The sequence below is a fragment of the Streptomyces sp. NPDC008139 genome (genome assembly GCF_042957025.1).
GTDB lineage: Bacteria > Actinomycetota > Actinomycetes > Streptomycetales > Streptomycetaceae > Actinacidiphila.
Genome location: NZ_JBIBHM010000007.1, coordinates 124,950 through 142,481, shown reverse-complemented (window position 1 = coordinate 142,481; position 17,532 = coordinate 124,950). Strand labels below are relative to the sequence as shown.

Below are 17,532 nucleotides of genomic sequence, written 5' to 3'. Positions count from 1 at the left end.
ACTCTACAGGTGCCGCCCGTCCGTCCGCGCGGCGCCCTGCCGCAGGTCAGTCGCCTTCCGCGCGGTCCCGGCGGCGGATGTCACAGCGCCGCCAGCTCCGGCAGCAGGTCCACCGCGAGCGACACGTCGGGGGTCAGCGCCCGGTCCTCGGTGGCCGTCGGCAGCGCGGAGTCCAGGACGGCGAAGACCGGCGCGTGCGTACCGGCGCCCGCCGACAGCGCGGGAAGCGCCGGGTGCAGGCGCAACGCCCGTACGGCGGCGACGAGTTCGCAGGCGAGCACGAGCCGGTAGGCGTCCACGGCGCGCAGCGCCTGGCGGGTGGCCTGGGAGGCGAAGCTCGCGGCCTCCTCGACCCCGCGCGAGAGCACCGCGTGCCCGGCCGAGGCCGGTACGGCGCTGGCGCGTATCTCCGCGAGGGCGGAATTGGCGCTGTACTCCAGGATCATCATGCCCGAGCTGGCCGCCGAGCCCCCGGCGAGGTAGGAGCGCAGGCCGGTGATCTCGGGGTCGCCGAAGGCGGTCAGCCGCGCGGCGGACAGCTGCGCGGTCTGGAGTACGGCGAGGCAGAGGTGGTCGAGCGCGAGCCCGACGGGGGTGGCCATGAAACCGCCGTGGTGGTACGCGACCGGGCCGCCGTCCGGTCCCTCCTCGCCGATCAGCGGGTTCTCCGAGGGGCAGTTGACCTCGACGTCCAGAATCCGGCGCAGTGACCAGGCCGCCTCCAGCGCGGGGCCGTGCACCTGCGGAAAGGCCCGGAAGCCGTACGGGTCCTGGATGCGGCGGCCGGTGGCGCGCGGCCGGTCGGGGACGCCGAGCAGCCTGCGGACCTCGGCCCCGGCGTGCAGCGCGCCCGGATAGGGGCGGATGGCGAGGGCGGGCGCCGCGTACGCCTCGAGCGAGCCGGAGACGGCGGCCAGCGAGAGGGCCGTCACGGCGTGCGAGGCGCGCAGCAGGATGTCCAGGTCGTGGCAGACCAGCGCGGCCTGCCCGAGGGTGAAGGCGCTGCTGCTCATCAGCGCGAGCGCGTCGCCCTGCTGGAGGGTGACGCGGCCGGGGAAGGGCGCGGGCACCGCGGCCGGGTCGAGCGCGGCGGCCGGGTCCAACCCACCGGCGGACGGCGGCACTTCACCTTCGGGCGACGGACCGGACGACGGCGAAGGTGACGACGAGGACGACGGTGAGGACGACGGTGAGGACTGCGGCGAAGGTGACGACGAGGACTGCGGCGACGGGGACGGCCACGGCCCCTCGCGGAAGGCGTCCGCGGGATCCGGCTGCCGCCCCAAGTCCTCGTGCAGCCACGGCCGTTCGCCGATCAGCGCGAGACCGGTCTCGGCGAGCGCCGTCAGATCCCCGGTGCCGACGGCCCCGTACTCGCTGACCGCCGGGTGCACACCGAGCCGCAGCGCCTCCACCAGGGCCTGCACGACGGCCGGTTGGAGCGCGGAGCCGCCCGCCAGCGCCTGGTTGGCGCGGACGGCGAGCGCGGCACGCACCTGGCGGGCCGGGAGCAGCGCCCCGACCCCGCCCGCGTGGCTGCGCAGCAGCCGCAGGTCCTGTCCCGCCTGGTCCTCGTCGCTGACCGGCACGAGCCGGTTCGCGCCGACGCCGGTGTGCCGCCCGTACATCCGGCCCGCGGCGGCGGCCTGCCGCGCGGCCCGCCAGGAGCGGTCCGCGCGGGCCAGCGCGTCGGGCGGCACGGTGGGTACGGCCGTCCGGTCCGCGATCCGCGTCACGGCGTCCGCGTCCAGGCCGGCGCCGTCGAGCACCACGAAGGCCCCCTCCTCGGCGGAGGGTGCCGTCGTGCGGTCCGTCGGCGTCTCGGAATCAGAGGCTGTACCCACTGCGCTGTATCGGTCCCGCTGCCGCGGTCAGCCGAGGCCGACTGAGGTCAGCCAGGTCTTGGCGACCTCCAGCGGGTCCTTGTTGTCGCTCTGCACCTGGGTGTCCAGGCTGAGCAGGGCCGCCGTGTCGAGCTTCGCCGACACCGCGTTGAGCGCGGCGACGCCTTCCTTGGACAGACCGCTCTTGTAGACCAGCGGGATCACGTTCTCGAAGCCGAAGAGGTTCTCGGGGTCCTGGAGGACGACGAACTTCTCCTTCTCGATGGTCGGGTCCGTGGTGAAGATGTCGGCGGCCTGCACGTTGTTGTTCTTGAGCGCCGCCGCGGTCAGCGGACCGCCCGCGTCGAGCGCCTTGAACGACTTCGGCGTGAGGTTGTAGACCGACTTCAGGCCGACCAGGCCCTGCTGCCGGGTCTGGAACTCGGGCGAGGCGCCGATGGTGATCTCGGAGCCGTACTTCGCCAGGTCCGCGATGGTGGACTTCTCGGTCAGCTTGTACTTCGCCGCGGTGGCCGCGTTGACCGTCAGGGAGTCCTTGTCCTCGGCCGGTGCCATGTCGAGCAGCGTCAGCTTCGGGTCGAGCTTGGCGAGTGCCGCCTCGTTGGTGGCCTGGGCCGTCTTGGGCGTGGCCTTGGCGTCCAGGTATGCCAGAAGTGCGCCGTTGAACTCCGGCAGTACGGTCAGCGAACCGTTCTTCAGCAGGCCGTAGGTGGTCTCCCGGCTGCCGATGTTCGGCTTGTAGCTGACCTTGATCCCCTTGGCCTTCAGGGCCTCGCCGTAGATGTCGGCGATGAGGATGCTCTCGGGGAAGTTGTTGGAGCCGACGACCACGGTGTCGCCGCTCGCCTTCGACCCGGCCAGCGGGTCCTTGGCCTTGTCGGAGCCGGAGTCACCACAACCCGCGAGCAGGGGCGCCGCGACGGCGGCGACGACGGCGACCGCCGCGAGGCGGCGTATGTGGCTCGGGCTGGACCAGGTGCTCTTCACGTGAGAGGTCACGATTTCCGCTTCCGGGCTCGGGGAGTTTCGGTCTCTGATCGGGCGTACTCGTGGCGTAGGCGCACCCACACACGCGGACGTACGTCGAGTACGTACACACGTGCGGTTGCGAGTGCTACCCAGCGATCCAATCCAGCCGCTTCTGGGTCAGTCAAGAGCAGCCTGATCACCGATCGGCATCGATGTCTGAACACCGGTGGATTGGTCGGGGATTCCCGTTCCGTACGGTCGTGTCCGTAACAAATTATTGATGGTGTGGTCAGCTAGTCGTGGTCAAGACGAGGTAGTCTCCCCGACGTTGGTCACGGTGCTCGGACAACCGCGGGGAGTATCCGGTCACTTCATTCCGGTTACGCACAGAAGCGTTCATTTTGCGCCACTGTCGTCGTGTCCGGTTGTCGGCGAGCCGGTAGGCGGTTCCGGAGGAGGCTTGGTGTCCGTGCACGAGGTGGACGGGTCGGCACGTCCTGACCCGGAGCCACACGTCAGGGGCGGGGTACGGAACTTCGCCGACCGCTGGCCGTTCCGGCGCAAGCTCAACGTCCTCGTCGGCGTTCCGCTTGTCGTGGTCGCGATGCTGCTCGCCTACGTGATCACCGGCCTCGTCGGCCAGGCCCAGGACGCGGCCTCGGCCGCGCAGCTCGTCCGCGACAGCCGCCAGGTCGCCGAACTCGTCGACCTGGTCGAGACCGAGCACCAGCAGGCTCTGCTGCTGTCCGTGCGCTACGAATCGGCCACCTCGGGCAAGCGCCCGTCGCTGGTCGCCTACCGGCAGGCGCGCACCGCCGTGGACGCGCAGGTGGAGAACGTACGCGCCACCTTCGGATCGCGGCTGCCCGCCGCGGAGGCCCAGGTCCTCAAGGAGATCAACGGCCTCGGCAGCCTGCGGAGCACCATCGAGCAGAGCTATCTGCCCGCGGACAACATCGACCCGGCGTACACCGCGACCGTGGACGGCCTGATCGACGGCCTCGGCCTCGATCTGAACAAGAACCTCAGCTCGACCCGCACCGGCAGCATGCTGGACTCGCTGCTGCGCGCGGAGGCCGCGCACGCCTCCTTCGAGACCAGCGTCTTCTCCGCGCAGACCGGTGACACCAACGCGCTGATCGAGTTCAACAACGCGGTCGGCTACCAGCAGCTCTACGTCTCCCAGGCCAGCCGCTTCGGGCGGTTCGCCAGCGACGCGCAGCGCACGGAGCTGGCCGGGATCGAGATGAACCCGGTCTGGAACGGCATCGCGCTCCAGTACGCGGGCCTCCAGATCGACCCGAGCGCGCTGGAGGCCACCGGCCCCGCGCAGGTGCGGGCGGCCTTCACCAAGGCCCTCAAGTCCTACCCGGACTACCAGAAGCAGGCGCAGACCCGGCTGAAGATCACCGGCTCGCTGATCGACCAGATCGCGCACCGCGCCGACCGGGCGTCCGACGACGCCTGGTGGCGGGCCGCGTGGCTGCTCGGCGGCGCGCTGCTGGCGTTCGTGCTGTGGCTGGGCTTCTCCGTGGCCGTACGCCGCTCGGTGATCCGGCCGGTGCAGGTGCTGACCGGGGCCGCGGCGGAGGTCGCCGAGGTGGCCGGGCAGGAACTGGCCCGGGTCGCCGACGACGACGCGGACTTCGCGGGTGCGCCGCGCCTCCAGGAGGTGCCGGTCACCGCGCACGACGAGATCGGCGACCTGGCCGAGGCGTTCAACCGCGTGCAGTCCACCGCGGCGGCACTGCTGGAACGCCAGGTGCTCAGCCGCCGCAACGTGGCCGAGATGTTCGGCAACGTCGGCCGCCGCGTCAGCAACCTGACGGCTCGTCAACTCACCCTGATCGACGCCCTGGAGCGCGGCGAGACCGACCCCGCGCTGCTCGACCGGCTGTACCGGATCGACCACCTGGCCGTACGCCTCCAGCGCAACGCCGACAGCCTGATGCTGCTCGCCGGTATCCGCGAGGCGGGCCTGGACGCCAGCCCCACCGCGCTGACCAACGTCGTACGCGCCGCGCTCGGCCAGATCGAGGGCTACCAGCGGGTCTCGCTGCTCGCGGACACCGACGTCACGGTCGCGCCGGACATCATCGCCGATCTGACGCTGATGCTGGCCGAACTCCTGGAGAACGCCGTGGCGTTCTCCCCGGCCCGCAGCCCCGTCGAGGTGGCGGTGCGCGACGGCGCCGAGGGCGCGCTGATCGAGATCACCGACCACGGCCTGGGCATGAGCGCGGAGCGGCTGGCGGAGGAGAACGCCCGGCTGATCCGCCGCGAGCGCCTCGACCTGGTGCCGACGAAGGTGCTCGGCCTGTTCGTGGTCGGCAGCCTGGCGCGGCGCTGGGGCGTACGGGTCACGCTGACGCGGACGCCCGGCGGCGGTGTCACCAGCCGGGTGACGATCCCGGCGACGCTGCTGCTGCTCATGAGCCCGTTCGCGGAGCCCGCCGCCGAGGGGGCGGCTCCGGCCGCCAAGGCCGTCGGCGCCGCGCGGGAGGCCGCCGCGGCTCCCCGCCACGTCGAGGCCGAGGAGGCGGTCGCGCTGCCCGAACGCCGTACCGCGCCGTCGTGGGCCGGTACGCCCGCGGCAGGCTCCCCCACGACGTCCGCGGGCCCCGCCCCGGTGCCCGCGCCGCGCGCGCCGGAACCGGCGGCAGGACGCGACGGACGCGACGGACGCGACGGACGCGACGGATCAGGATCAGCCGGACCGGGCGAACCCGGCGGCGGACCGGGCGACGGCCGCGACGGCCTGACCCCGCTCCCCCGCCGCGTCCCGCAGCGCCAGGCGGCCGACGAGACCCCGGCCGCCCCGGCGCCCGCGGCGGGCGGACCCACCGCCCCCCACTCCGAGCAGGGCCGGCCCCCGAGCGACGGCGAGGACGGCGGCGCCCGTCCGCTGCGCCGCCGGGTGCGCGGTGCCACGCTCGCCACCACACTGACCGACGCGGGACGCTCGGCCGCACGCCGGGCCCCCCGTCAGACAGACGCAGAAGAAGTCCGCTCGGAACTCGACGAGTTCGAGGCCGCAGTGGAGCGGGCCAACCGTGACGTCGCGAGCGGCACGGCACCCGGTACGACGAACAGCCAAGCAGGGCTTCCGGAAGGAGCGGACCAGTGACATCGCCGACAGGTGGGACCCCGGCCGGACAGGACCCGCCCGCCGATCTGCGCGCCGCCGCAGCCGACTTCACCTGGCTGCTGAACCGTTTCGCCACCGAGACCGCGGGCGTGGTCGACGCCATCGCCGTATCCTCCGACGGCCTGCTCATCGCCGTCTCGCAACTGCGCGACGCGGCCGACTCCGAGCGGCTGGCGGCCATCGTCTCCGGCATCACGAGCCTGGCGGCGGGCGCAGCGGGCAACTACGGTCTCGGCGGCCTCAACAAGGTGATCATCGATCTGGAGGACGGCCATGTGCTGGTCTCCGCGATCGGCAGCGGCGCGGTGCTCGGCGTCGTCACCTCCAAGGAAGCCAAACTCGGGAACATCGCCTACGAGATGACGGTCTTCGCCAACCGCGCGGGCGCCGCCCTCAGCCCGCAGCTCGTCCTCGAACTCAAGAACAGCGTCGCCGTTCCGTCCCCGCGCGGCCGGTCCTGGGACTAGGGCCTGTCCGGCGGATCATGGGCGGTCCAGGCGGTGCCTGGTACGTGCGAGCGCAAGGCGCCGGGATGGCCTCATAGTGGAGCTATTCGGGTATTTCGGCAACGCGGCGGTGGGGGCACCCCCGGACGGCGTGCCAGGGGTCGAAGGGGCCGTTCGTGATCCGCCGGACAGGCCCTAGCCAGGAGCGAGGAGAGCAGAAGGAGGAGGCAGGCACATGGCGGCCGGTGACACGCCAGTCGGCGAGGGGTCCCGTACGGGCTCCGCCGACGACCCGGTCGGCCGGGCACCCGCGGTACGGCCGTTCCTGGTCACCGCGGGCCGGGTGGCCGGCACCAGGTCGGGACCGCCGATCCCGGTCGAGACCCAGGTGGTGACGACCGCGGCCGGTGTCGGGGCGCTCGACGGGCTCTCCTTCGAGGAGCACGACATCGTCGCGCTCTGCCGCGTGCCGCAGTCGCTGGCGGAGATCGCGGCCAAGCTCCGCCTGCATCTGAACGTGGTCCGCGTGCTGGCCGAGGACCTCCAGTCCGGCGGCCATCTGTCGGTCTACGTTCCCAGCTCCGACATCGCCCAGGACATCTCCGTACTGCGAAGGGTTATCGATGGGCTCCGCACCATCCCCGACTCCAGGGGGGCATTACGTGACACCGAGTGAACCGGCGGGCCGGGGCGCCCGGATGACCGACTCACGGCTGCCGACGGCCGTCCGGCCGCCGCTGCCGGTGAAGATGGTGATCGCGGGCGGCTTCGGTGTCGGCAAGACCACCACCGTCGGGTCGATCTCCGAGATCAGGCCGCTGACCACGGAGGCGGCCATCACCGAGGTCGCCGCGGGCGTGGACGACCTCAGCCACACACCGCACAAGACGACCACCACGGTCGCCATGGACTTCGGCTGCATCACGATCGACGCGTCGCTGAAGCTGTACCTGTTCGGCACGCCGGGGCAGGACCGTTTCGGCTTCATGTGGGACGACCTGGTGGAGGGCGCGCTCGGCGGGCTCGTCATCGTCGACACCCGGCGGCTCGACGACTGCTACGCCGCCGTCGACTACTTCGAGCACAAGGCGATCCCGTTCGCCGTCGCCGTCAACGCTTTCGACGGGCACGTCGAGCACGCCATGGACGAGGTGCGCTGGGCGCTGGACATCGCCGAGCAGGTGCCGGTGTTCACCTTCGACGCGCGCGAGCGCGGTTCGGTACGGGACGCACTGCTGGTCGTCCTGGAGCTGGCGCTGGCGCGCGCGGAGGGCTGAGCGGGGGCCGTTGTCGTACGGCCCCCGACCGTTCCCTCACCGCTCCCTCGACCACTCGCCCCGTGCTGCCCGGCGGTCAGCCGCCGCGGCGCACTCCCGGGGACACCACGAGCCGGTTGACCAGCCAGAACAGGCCGATCGTGGCGAGGGCGAGGCCCGCCACCAAGGTCGCCCCGCCGACGACCTTCTCGTAGTTGCGCTGGTAGAGGCCGTCGATGATGTAGCGGCCGACACCGCCGAAGCTGACGTACGCGGCGATCGACGCGGTGGAGACCACCTGGATCGCCGCGGAGCGCAGGCCGCTGAGGATCAGCGGGAGCGCGACCGGCAGTTCGACCTGGAAGAGCACGCTCGTGGTGCTCATGCCCATGCCGCGGGCCGCGTCGACCGGCGAGGGGTCGACGGTGCGCACGGCCTCGTAGGTGGTGACCAGGATCGGCGGCACCGCGAGCGCGACCAGTGGGATCATCACCGGGGTCAGGCCGATGCCGACCCAGACGGTGATCAGCACCAGCAGGCCGAAGCTGGGCAGCGCCCGCGCGGCGGTCGCGATGGCCGCCAGCGCGTTCCCGCCGCGTCCGGTGTGGCCGGTGAACATGCCGATCGGCAGTCCGATGGCGGCGGCGATGGCGAGGGCCATGAGGCTGTACTGGACGTGCTCGAACAGCCGGTGCGGGATGCCGTCGGCGCCGTGCCAGTGCGAGCCGTCGCTGAAGAAGGCGTTGACGAAGTGCAGGACGTTCATCGGGCGGCGTCCTTCAGGGTGGGCGCGGTGGGCGCGGGGCGTGGGGTGGGCTCCGCCGGTTCCGACAGCGGTACGCCCTTGCGCCTGGCCTGTCCGCCGCGCGGCATCCACGGCGTGAGCAGCATGCGGATCAGGACGAGTACGCCGTCGACCGCCATGCCCAGTACGGCGATGGAGACCACGGAGGTCACCACCAGCGGTGTGCGGTGGTAGAACATGCCGTCGGTGAGCAGATTGCCGAGCGCTCCCTGGTTGCCGATCAGGGCGCCGACGCTGACCAGGCTGATGCTGGACACCGCCGCGACCCGCAGCCCGGCGAAGATCGCGGGCACCGCGATGGGCAACTGCACCTGGAGGTAGCGGCGTCCGGGGCCGAGGCCCATGGCGGTCGCGGCGGCCATCGTCTCCTCGGGCACCGACCGGACGCCGTCCACGATCGCCGGGACCAGCAGCACGAGGCTGTAGACGGTCAGCGGGATCATCACGGTGGTCTCGGTCGCGCCGGTGTAGTCGATGAGGACGACGAAGAAGGCGAGCGACGGGATCGCGTACAGGACGGTCGTGACCCACAGCACGGGCGAGTAGATCCACTTGAAGCGGACGCAGAGCTGGGCGACCGGCAGCGCGATGAGCATGCCGAAGAGCACCGGGAGCAGCGCCTCGCGCAAGTGCAGGCCGATCAGGCCGAGATAGGAGTGCTGGAGGTCGCTGGGGATGGTGAAGTACTCGCTCATCGGGCGGCCTTGGCAGCGGTCTCCGGGTCGGCGTCGGCCGGGTCCGCGGCCTTCGCGGCCTTCGCGCCGGACCCGCCGGACGCGCCGGACGCGCCGGTCTTCGCGGTGCCCCTGCCCGCGCCGCGTTCCGCGTGGGCGCCGCGGATGGCCTCGGCGATCGTCGTCTGCGAGGTGACACCGACCACCCGCCCGGTGTCGTCCACGGCGACCGCCCAGCCGGTGGGCGAGAGCACCGCGCAGTCCAGCGCGTCGCGCAGCGACTCCTCGCCGAAGACGAACGGACGCCCGTGCGGCAGCAGATCGGCGCGGTCCAGCCGGTCGGCGCCCTTGGCCGCGGCGGCGGGCTCGGTCCAGCCGATCGGCCTGCCGTCGGTGTCGGTGACCAGGAGGTACGGGGCGTCGGACGCCGCGGTGCGCTCGGCGACCTGGGCGGAGCTCGAGTCGACGGCGATGATCGGCGCGGTGGTGAGTTCGAGTCCCGCCGAGGTGAAGAAGGACAGCCGGCGGATGCCGCGGTCGGTGCCGAGGAAGTCCTCGACGAACGCGTCGGCGGGGGCGGTCAGCAGCTCGTCCGGCGGCGCGTACTGGGCGAGTTTCCCGCCGGTCCGCAGCACCGCGACCATGTCGCCGAGCTTGATGGCCTCGTCGATGTCGTGCGTGACGAAGACGATGGTCTTGCCCAACTCGGCCTGGATACGCAGCAGTTCGGCCTGGAGTCCCTTCCGGACGATCGGGTCGACCGCGGAGAAGGGCTCGTCCATCAGCAGGACGGGCGGGTCGGCGGCGAGCGCCCTGGCCACGCCGACGCGCTGCTGCTGGCCGCCGGAGAGCTGGTAGGGGTAGCGCTTGGCCATCGAGGCGTCCAGGCCGACGCGTTCCATCAGGTCCCTGGCGCGCTTCCTGGCCCGGTTGCGGTCCCATCCCAGCATGCGCGGCACGGTCGCGATGTTGTCCACGATGGTGCGGTGCTGGAAGAGCCCGGCGTTCTGGATCACGTAACCCATCGACCGGCGCAGCGCGTTGACCGGCTGCGCGTGGATGTCGGTGCCGTCCAGCAGGATCCGGCCACCACTGGGCTCGACCATCCGGTTGATCATCCGCAAGGTGGTGGTCTTCCCGCAGCCGGAGGGTCCGACCAGTACGGTGATCGAGCCGTCGGGTATGTCAAGGGAGAGTTCGTCGACCGCCACAGTGCCGTCGGGGTATCGCTTGGTCACCGAATCTATCTGTATCAAGTTCCTGATCCCCTTCGGGGCTGGGCTTGGGGGGACTGTTTCCGGCCGTCGCGCGGAAAGCCTATCCCGCACACGTGTCCGTTCCGGGGAACATCCGTCCCATGGGACGCAGGGCGGCCATCTTGACATGGGCAGGCCATAGGGGTGTTCTGGTCTCGACCAAGGCCCGAAGGACGGCACTTGGCCGGACCCCGCGGCCCGGCCGGTCCCCGGTCCCGGTCACCCCCCACCATCCGTCGCACAGGCGGCGTCCGAGCCGCCGGGAAGCGGAGCCATGCCCGCACACATGCCCGCGCACCTGTCCGCTCATCACGCGGTCCCCCACCGTCCGTCGCGCGTGCGTTCCTCGCGCGTCCTCGTCCTCGTGCTGTCCTGCCTGCTGCTGAGTCTGGTCCCCACGACCTTCAGGGCGCAGGCCGCGACAGCGATCTGCAACACGTACTGCGACGCGCGTGATCCGGCCGCCGCACCCTCGGAGCGCGTGCCCGTCAGCGCCTCGATCTACTCCCGCAGCATTCAACTTCATCTGGATGACAACGATGCCATGGGCTGGGCGTCCATCGGCAACGGCAATCCGGGCGACGAGGTCTGGCTCGACCGGTCCTTCGACGGCGGCGCCACCTGGACAAACGGCAGCAAGCTCGGCGACACCGTCACGCCCGCGGCCAACAGCGGCTGGCGCACGCTGATGTACAACGTCGACGACTGGAACACCAACGGGGTGGGCGCGCTGCGCGCCTGCGGCAAGGCGGGCGACCGGCCCGAGATCGCCTGCACCCAGTGGGCCAGGTCCAACTGGAACGCCTGGAGCCAGAGCACGGCCGCCGCCACCGCGCTGATGATGAAGTGGGACCGCGGCACCGGGCTGTTCGGCGGCAACGGCTGGTGGACCGCGGCCAACGCGCTCACCTCCGTGATCGACAACATTCGCACCAGCGGCATGCCCAGCTACGGCTACGCGGTCTCGCGCACCTACGACCTCAACGTCAACGCGCGCGAGGGCCAGTTCAGGAACGACTACCTGGACGACACCGGCTGGTGGGGCCTGGCCTGGGTCGACGCGTACGACCTGACCGGCGACAGCCGCTACCTCAACACCGCCCGCGCCGACGCCGACCACATGTTCGGCTACTGGACGAGCAAGTGCGGCGGCGGAGTGCAGTGGAACGAGACGAACGCGTACAAGAACGCCATCACCAACGAGCTGTACCTCCAGCTCAACGCCGCGCTCCACAACCGGATCTCAGGTGACAGCGTCTATCTCGGGCGCGCGCGGAGCGAGTGGAGCTGGTTCCAGAGCAGCGGGATGATCAACTCCTCGCACATGGTCAACGACGGGCTCAACGACTCCTGCGTCAACAACGGCCAGCCGACGTGGACGTACAACCAGGGCGTGATCCTCGGCGGTCTGAGCGAGCTGTACAAGGCGACCGGCGACAGCGGGCTGCTGACCACCGCGCGCACTCTCGGCAACGCCTCGACCACGTCCACCGCGGTCAACTCCGGCGGTGTGCTGCGCGAGCCGGGCGAGGGCGACTCGTGCGACAACGACGGCGCGTCGTTCAAGGGCGCGTACGTCCGGGGGCTGCGCGACCTCAACAAGCAGCTCTCCGACCGCCCGTACAGCGGCTATCTGCACACGCAGGCGAACGCGGCGCACACCAACGACCGCAACGCGCTGGACGTGTACGGGCCGCACTGGAACGGGCCGCTGGCCGGGACCGGTTACGGCTGCCAGCAGAGCGCGCTGGACGCGCTGAACGCGTCCGAGGCGAGCTGACGCCTGCGCCGTGAGCGTCACGTGCCGCCGCCCGCCCCGGTGTCCGGGACGGGCGGCGGCTCTCTGTGCGCGGGGCTCGGCCTCAGCTTCGGCCTCGGATTCGGCCTCAGCCTCGGATCCGGCCTCGGTATCGGCCTCAGCCGACCGACAGGGCGAACACGTGGAAGCCGCTGTCGTTCGGCAGCGTCACCGTGGCGACCGTCTTGGCCGGGTCGAGCGCGCCGCCCGTGGTGTACAGGCTGACGGCGTGGTCGCCGAGCGTGTCACCGGGCGGGCGGTTCCAGTTGGCCGTGGTGACCGCCAACTGGCTGTTGCCGCTGGCCGCGTTGCTGTACCAGTCCGGCAGGACGACCGCGAGGTCCGCGCTCGTGCCGTCGGTGTAGGTCACCTTGACCGTCCCGGCGTGCGTGGAGCTGATGCCCGTGCCGAGCAGGCCGAGGCGGGTGCCCTGGCCCCGCAACCGGATCACCTGTCCGGCCGCCGCCACGTTGTCGGGCCGGCCCGGCTGCGTGTCCGGCCAGGTGTACGGCAGTCCGCCCGCGGTCACCGTGGCGCCCGGCGTGTAGCCGACCGCCGCCAGTTGGGTGGCGGAGAAGCTGTAACCCGCGGGGTCGAGGGTGCCGGTACTCGGATCGCTGTCGGCGCTGATCCCCTTGTTGTTGTACGCGGCGGCCGTCGTCGCGTACGGGACGGTGGTCGCGGCGTCGGCGGTCCTGCTCTGCCTGCCGCTGAGGTCGTACGTCGCCTTCCCCGTCAGCGTGGCCGCGCCCGGCACCGCGTTCGCGGGCGCCTTGACGACCCAGGTGGCGCTCACCGAGGAGTGCGGCGCGACCGTACGGCCGACGGCGTTGCCGGGTGCGGGCGTCGCCGTCCAGCCGGCCGGGACCTTCAGGCTCAGCGCGAGGTCGCGCACGGTCGAGTCGCCGGTGTTGGTGAAGGTCTGCTTCACCGGGTACGAGGCACCGGCGTCGGTGGTGGCGGGCACGGAGAGCGCGGTGTACTGCGCGCCGACCGTCCTGCTCACCGTCACCGCGGACTTCAGCGGGGTGTCGGCGGACGACTGGCCGACGTACAGCGGGTAACGGCCCTTGAGGACCGTCCAGTCGTGCGCGTCGCCGTCCCACGTCCGGAACGCGTCGGCGGACAGGGTCAGCCGTACGGTCTTCGTCTGGCCCGGCTTGAGCTGGACCTTGGCGAAGGCCTTCAGGGCTTTCGGCGGCTCGCCGGACCCGGCCGGGTAGCCGATGTAGAGCTGCACCACGTCGGTGCCGGTGCGGCGGCCGGTGTTGGTGACGTCCACCGAGACCCGGACCGGCTGGGTGCCGCGGGCGGTGGCCTCGACCCGGTCGTGGTCGACCGTGAGGCGGGACTGCTTGAAGGTGGTGTACGACAGGCCGTATCCGAACGGGAAGAGCGGGGTCTGGCCCTGCTGGTCGTACCAGCGGTAGCCGACGTCCAGGCGTTCGCTGTAGTCGTACACGCCGTTGACCGCGGGGTAGCGCCCGGGCGCGGCGGCGACGGCGGTCTGCGTGTCGGACTTCGGGAAGCTGACGGGCAGCCGGCCGCCGGGCTCGGCGTCGCCGGTGAGCAGCGCGGCCAGCGCGTTGCCGTCCTCCTGGCCCGGGTACCACATGTCGAGCACGGCGGGGACGTCGGAGAGCCACGGCATGAGCACCGGCGCCCCGGCCCTGACGACCACGACGGTACGGGGGTTGGCGGCGGCGACCGCACGGATCAGGTCGTCCTCGTTGCCGGGGAGCGCCAGCGTCGTACGGTCGGAGCCCTCGCTGGAGGAGTCGCCGACCACGACGACGGCCGCGTCGGCCTTGGCGGCGGCGTCGGCCGCGGCCTGGATGGTCGGGTCGGGCAGTCCTGCCCCGGACCAGCCGATGGTCACCGAGGCGTTCTGGGCGCTGTCGTAGTACTCCACGCGCAGGCTGTGCGCCTCGCCCGCGGTGAGCTGGACGGGCGCGCTCTTGACCGTACTGGCCGCGTGGTCCGACCAGTTGTCGACGATGAGCTGTCCGTCGAGGTAGATCCGGCTGCCGTCGTCGCTGGTCGCGGAGAAGGTGTAAGCGGCGGTGGCGGGCGCGGTGACCGTGCCGGTCCAGCGGGCGGAGAAGTTGTCGACGGGGATGCCGTCGGCCGGGGAGCCGAGGACCCAGTCGAAGTCGATGTTCGGGTCGTCGCGGGTGACCGCGGGCGTCCCGGAGAGCGTCTTGTTCGCGAAGTACTCGCCCTTGAGGCCGGTGAGCGCGGAGGCCGGGATCGCCGGGAAGCCGCCGGCGCCGCCCGCCTTCACCGAGGTGACGTCGACTCCGCTGCCCAGCCTGGCCTTCAGCCCCGAGACCGGGTCGACCTTCTTGTACGGGGTGACCGCGGAGCTGCCTCCGCCGCCGGTGACGGCGGTCTCGGCGTTCGGGCCGATGACGGCCAGGGACTTCAGCTTCTCGGTGTCCAGCGGCAGGGTGCTGCCGCTGTTCTTCAGCAGGACGCTGCCGTCCTCGGCCGCCTTGCGCGCGAAGGCGCTGTCGGCCTCGTAGTCGACGGTGGTGGGGGTCTTGCCCTCGAACTGCCCGGTGCGGAACTCCAGTCGCAGGATGCGGCGGGCCGCGTCGTCCAGGACGGACTGCGGCACCTGGCCGGCCGCGACGGCCGCCGGGAGCTGCTGGAAGTAGGTGGTGCCGCTGAACTCCTGGTCGAGACCGGCCAGCGCGGAGGCCACGGTGCTGTGGTTGGCCGGGTAGTCGGTGTCGACGACGCCGTCGTACTTCCAGGTGTCGATCAGGATGTCGCGCAGGATCTGCGCGTTCTCGCAGGCGTAGGTGCCGTTGACCTTGTTGTAGGCGCACATCAGGGACCAGACGTGGGCGTCCTTGACGGCCTTCTCGAAGGCGGGCAGGTAGATCTCGTGCAGCGTGCGCTCGTCGATGTTCGAGCTGGTCGTCGTGCGGCCGTTCTCCTGGTTGTTGCCCGCGTAGTGCTTGACCTGCGCGGCGACGCCCTGCTTCTGGATGCCGTCGATCTCGGACGCGCCGATGTCACCGGCGAGCGCCGGGTCCTCGCCGAAGGTCTCGAAGTCGCGCCCGCCGAGCGGGGTGCGCACGATGTTCACCATGGGGCCGTAGATGACCTGATAGCCGCGGGACTTGGCCTCCGAGCCCATCACCGTGCCGTACCGCCTGGCGAGTTCGGTGTCGAAGGAGGCGGCCAGCGAGACCGGGGACGGCAGCGCGGTGGCGGGCTGCCCGTCGCGTACGCCGCCGGGGCCGTCGGTGAACTGCGTGCCGGGGATGCCGAGGCGATCGATGCCCGGTATGTAGCCGGTGGCGTGCGACCCGCTCGGCACGCCCACCGCCGTCATGAGCGTGGCCTTCTCGGTGTTGGTCATCTGCCCGAGCAGCAGGTCGATCCGTTTCTCCAGCGGGAGCCGGGAGTTGAGCCAGGGTTGCTGCCCGGCTCCGGCGGGCCCGGTGCTGCCGGACGCGGGTCCTGCCAGCGCCAGCGGTACGGCGAGGGCGGTGACAGCGGCTGCTGCGACCGCGAGACGAGCCATGCGCATACGTTCTCCAAAGGGGCGTCATTGCCGGCGAATTCAGGAGGTGAACGCAAACGCCTCGAAGTCTGCGCCCACCCAGGAAGAGCGTCAAGAACATGAACACGACACGCTGTTCTGAACGCGTCGACCCTTCGGGTCTCGGCATCCGCCCCGGTTCCGGCGGCCGGGACGGGGGCGGGGCCCGCTGACGTGGGGCCTTCCGCGGTGACGCGGTCTCCCGCGGTGGCGGGGGTCACAGGGGGCAGGGTGGCTCCGGAGCGGGGTGCGGGGGATCATGGGTGCGGACAACGGGCGGGCGAGCGGAGGTACGGGCGTGACGGCGGCGTTGGTGGTGCAGCACGGGGCATCCGGAGGGCCCGGCCGATGGGAGGGCTGGCTCGGCGAGGGCGGCGTCGGCGTGGACGTGGTCGCCGCGTACGACGGCGAGAAGGTGCCCGAGCGGCTGGAGCGGCGCCCGCTGATCGTGCTCGGCGGCGGCTATCTGCCCGACGACGACGAGCGGGCCCCGTGGCTGGCGGCGACGCGTGAGCTGGTGCGGCAGGCACTGGAGGCCGGCACACCGGTGTTCGGGATCTGCCTCGGCGGCCAGATGCTGGCGCAGGTCGCGGGCGGCGCGGTGCGCGGCGAGCACGGGCGGCCCGAATTCGGCAGCACGACATTGACGCTGCGTCAGGAGGCGGCGGACGACCCGCTGTTCACCGGGCTGCCCGAGCACCCCACCGCGATCGAGAACCACGTGGACGCCATCGTCGAACTGCCGGACGGCGCGCGGTGGCTGGCCGAGAGCGAGCGCTGCCCGTACCAGGCGTTCCGGGTCGGCGAGAACGCCTGGGGCGTCCAGTTCCACCCGGAGACCACGGCGGACCGCATCCGCGGGTGGAACGTCGAACGCCTGCGGCGCCACGGCGTGGACCGCGACGAGCTGCACCGCGCCGCCGTGCGGGACGACGCGGCCGCGGCCGACGTATGGCGTCAGGTGGCGTTGCGCTTCGCCGCCGTCGCGTCGGCGGCGTGATCACCTCGCGCGGGTGAGCGCGGGGGAACGCGGTCACGCCGCGTACCGCACGACGGCCCCTGTGCCGTGCCGGGCGGCGGGCCTTGCCGCGGGGCGCTTCACAGGGTCCGTGCGGATGTCACTCCACGCGGCGTAGATCCTCGGCCCACTCCAGTGACACGAGCACCGTCTCGACCCGGGAGCGCAGCCCCAGCTTCCGGGTGATGCTCGTCAGATGCGCCTTCACTGTGCGCTCGGCGATACCGAGCCGGGAGGCGAGTGCCCTGTTGCCCTCGCCGAAGCCCATGACGCTCAGTACCTCGCGCTCGCGGGGGGTGAGGGTGCTGAGCGCCGAGCGCTCCAGTGGCGCGAGACCCGCGCCGCCACCCCGTCCCCTGTCGAACCGACTCAATCCTTGACGGTCAGTAAGAAGCTTGTCCCCGTACACGCTACTCCCCAACTCCCAATGAAGACCTTCAACGCAGAAGGTGCCGAATGGGCTGAACACGCCAATCGCCCGACCGAATTTGACCGTTCATATCGTCACTCCCTTCGCCGGGCTTCATGAGCTCGCGGTGATCGGCCGGATATTGACGCTCCGCCCACTCCCCGACAGTAAACAACGGGGGCTGTCCGCCGCCCGGTTCAGGCGAGGCAATCAGGTGACCTACGCCACATACGTGACACCCCGATCCAGGTTTAGCAGCGGCGACACGTCAACTCCCCAGGCCAGAGGGGCAGTTGTGTGACATGGTTGAAAGCCGAACGCAATTCGCGCGGGAGCGCTCCCGCTTCTCGTTG

General features: G+C 71.4%; 13 protein-coding genes. 6 read left to right on the top strand and 7 right to left on the bottom strand.

What is annotated here, in order from left to right:
- Positions 1-80 precede the first annotated feature (80 nt).
- Complete coding sequence (locus ACFZBB_RS16400; protein ID WP_391122558.1) at positions 81-1,772, bottom strand: aromatic amino acid lyase; 1,692 nt, start codon at positions 1,770-1,772, stop codon at positions 81-83.
- Between the two features lie 99 nt (positions 1,773-1,871).
- Complete coding sequence (locus ACFZBB_RS16395) at positions 1,872-2,843, bottom strand: glycine betaine ABC transporter substrate-binding protein (protein ID WP_391122554.1); 972 nt, start codon at positions 2,841-2,843, stop codon at positions 1,872-1,874.
- A 433-nt stretch (positions 2,844-3,276) separates the two neighbouring features.
- Here ACFZBB_RS16395 and ACFZBB_RS16390 point away from each other — a divergent pair, with 433 nt between their 5' ends.
- The 4 genes from ACFZBB_RS16390 to ACFZBB_RS16375 all read left to right on the top strand — a co-directional run bounded on the left by ACFZBB_RS16390 (position 3,277) and on the right by ACFZBB_RS16375 (position 7,684).
- Entirely contained in the window at positions 3,277-5,940 is a 2,664-nt protein-coding gene (locus ACFZBB_RS16390) for an ATP-binding protein (protein ID WP_391122551.1), read from the top strand.
- Positions 5,937-6,428, top strand: a complete 492-nt coding sequence (locus tag ACFZBB_RS16385) for a roadblock/LC7 domain-containing protein (RefSeq protein WP_355344344.1) — start codon at positions 5,937-5,939, stop codon at positions 6,426-6,428. Before ACFZBB_RS16390 ends, ACFZBB_RS16385 begins: the two co-directional genes overlap by 4 nt.
- 214 nt (positions 6,429-6,642) lie before the next feature.
- Positions 6,643-7,083, top strand: coding sequence for a DUF742 domain-containing protein (locus ACFZBB_RS16380; RefSeq protein ID WP_188280651.1), 441 nt, complete (start codon positions 6,643-6,645; stop codon positions 7,081-7,083).
- Entirely contained in the window at positions 7,070-7,684 is a 615-nt protein-coding gene (locus ACFZBB_RS16375; RefSeq protein ID WP_391122548.1) for an ATP/GTP-binding protein, read from the top strand. Before ACFZBB_RS16380 ends, ACFZBB_RS16375 begins: the two co-directional genes overlap by 14 nt.
- A gap of 76 nt (positions 7,685-7,760) precedes the next feature.
- On the opposite strand, the gene ACFZBB_RS16370 is transcribed toward ACFZBB_RS16375, so the two are convergent.
- The 3 genes from ACFZBB_RS16370 to ACFZBB_RS16360 are packed head-to-tail and all read right to left on the bottom strand — an operon-like array spanning position 7,761 to position 10,398.
- Positions 7,761-8,429: an ABC transporter permease subunit gene (locus tag ACFZBB_RS16370; RefSeq protein WP_391122545.1), complete on the bottom strand. Its 669-nt coding sequence runs from the start codon at positions 8,427-8,429 to the stop codon at positions 7,761-7,763.
- Positions 8,426-9,163, bottom strand: a complete 738-nt coding sequence (locus tag ACFZBB_RS16365) for an ABC transporter permease subunit (protein ID WP_391122542.1) — start codon at positions 9,161-9,163, stop codon at positions 8,426-8,428. Before ACFZBB_RS16365 ends, ACFZBB_RS16370 begins: the two co-directional genes overlap by 4 nt.
- A complete protein-coding gene (locus ACFZBB_RS16360) occupies positions 9,160-10,398 on the bottom strand; it encodes an ATP-binding cassette domain-containing protein (RefSeq protein ID WP_391122539.1) in 1,239 nt (412 codons plus the stop codon). The genes ACFZBB_RS16365 and ACFZBB_RS16360 overlap by 4 nt, the downstream gene beginning before the upstream one ends.
- A gap of 286 nt (positions 10,399-10,684) precedes the next feature.
- Between ACFZBB_RS16360 and ACFZBB_RS16355 the strand changes: the two genes are divergently transcribed.
- Positions 10,685-12,178: a glycoside hydrolase family 76 protein gene (locus ACFZBB_RS16355; RefSeq protein ID WP_391123197.1), complete on the top strand. Its 1,494-nt coding sequence runs from the start codon at positions 10,685-10,687 to the stop codon at positions 12,176-12,178.
- 136 nt (positions 12,179-12,314) lie between these two features.
- Here ACFZBB_RS16355 and ACFZBB_RS16350 read toward each other — a convergent pair whose 3' ends face one another.
- Complete coding sequence (locus ACFZBB_RS16350; RefSeq protein WP_391122536.1) at positions 12,315-15,734, bottom strand: glycoside hydrolase family 3 C-terminal domain-containing protein; 3,420 nt, start codon at positions 15,732-15,734, stop codon at positions 12,315-12,317.
- Positions 15,735-16,011: 277 nt separating this feature from the next.
- Between ACFZBB_RS16350 and ACFZBB_RS16345 the strand changes: the two genes are divergently transcribed.
- Entirely contained in the window at positions 16,012-16,752 is a 741-nt protein-coding gene (locus ACFZBB_RS16345; protein WP_391122533.1) for a gamma-glutamyl-gamma-aminobutyrate hydrolase family protein, read from the top strand.
- A gap of 118 nt (positions 16,753-16,870) precedes the next feature.
- On the opposite strand, the gene ACFZBB_RS16340 is transcribed toward ACFZBB_RS16345, so the two are convergent.
- A complete protein-coding gene (locus ACFZBB_RS16340) occupies positions 16,871-17,143 on the bottom strand; it encodes a LuxR C-terminal-related transcriptional regulator (RefSeq protein ID WP_355344366.1) in 273 nt (90 codons plus the stop codon).
- Between the last annotated feature and the right edge of the window lie 389 nt (positions 17,144-17,532).

Excerpts from the sequence above, each read along its gene's own strand:
- ACFZBB_RS16380 (WP_188280651.1), top strand. The coding sequence starts at position 6,643 with ATGGCGGCCGGTGACACGCCAGTCGGCGAGGGGTCCCGTACGGGCTCC.
- ACFZBB_RS16370 (WP_391122545.1), bottom strand. The coding sequence starts at position 8,429 with ATGAACGTCCTGCACTTCGTCAACGCCTTCTTCAGCGACGGCTCGCAC.
- ACFZBB_RS16365 (WP_391122542.1), bottom strand. The coding sequence starts at position 9,163 with ATGAGCGAGTACTTCACCATCCCCAGCGACCTCCAGCACTCCTATCTC.
- ACFZBB_RS16355 (WP_391123197.1), top strand. The coding sequence starts at position 10,685 with ATGCCCGCGCACCTGTCCGCTCATCACGCGGTCCCCCACCGTCCGTCG.
- ACFZBB_RS16350 (WP_391122536.1), bottom strand. The coding sequence starts at position 15,734 with ATGGCTCGTCTCGCGGTCGCAGCAGCCGCTGTCACCGCCCTCGCCGTA.
- ACFZBB_RS16345 (WP_391122533.1), top strand. The coding sequence starts at position 16,012 with ATGGGTGCGGACAACGGGCGGGCGAGCGGAGGTACGGGCGTGACGGCG.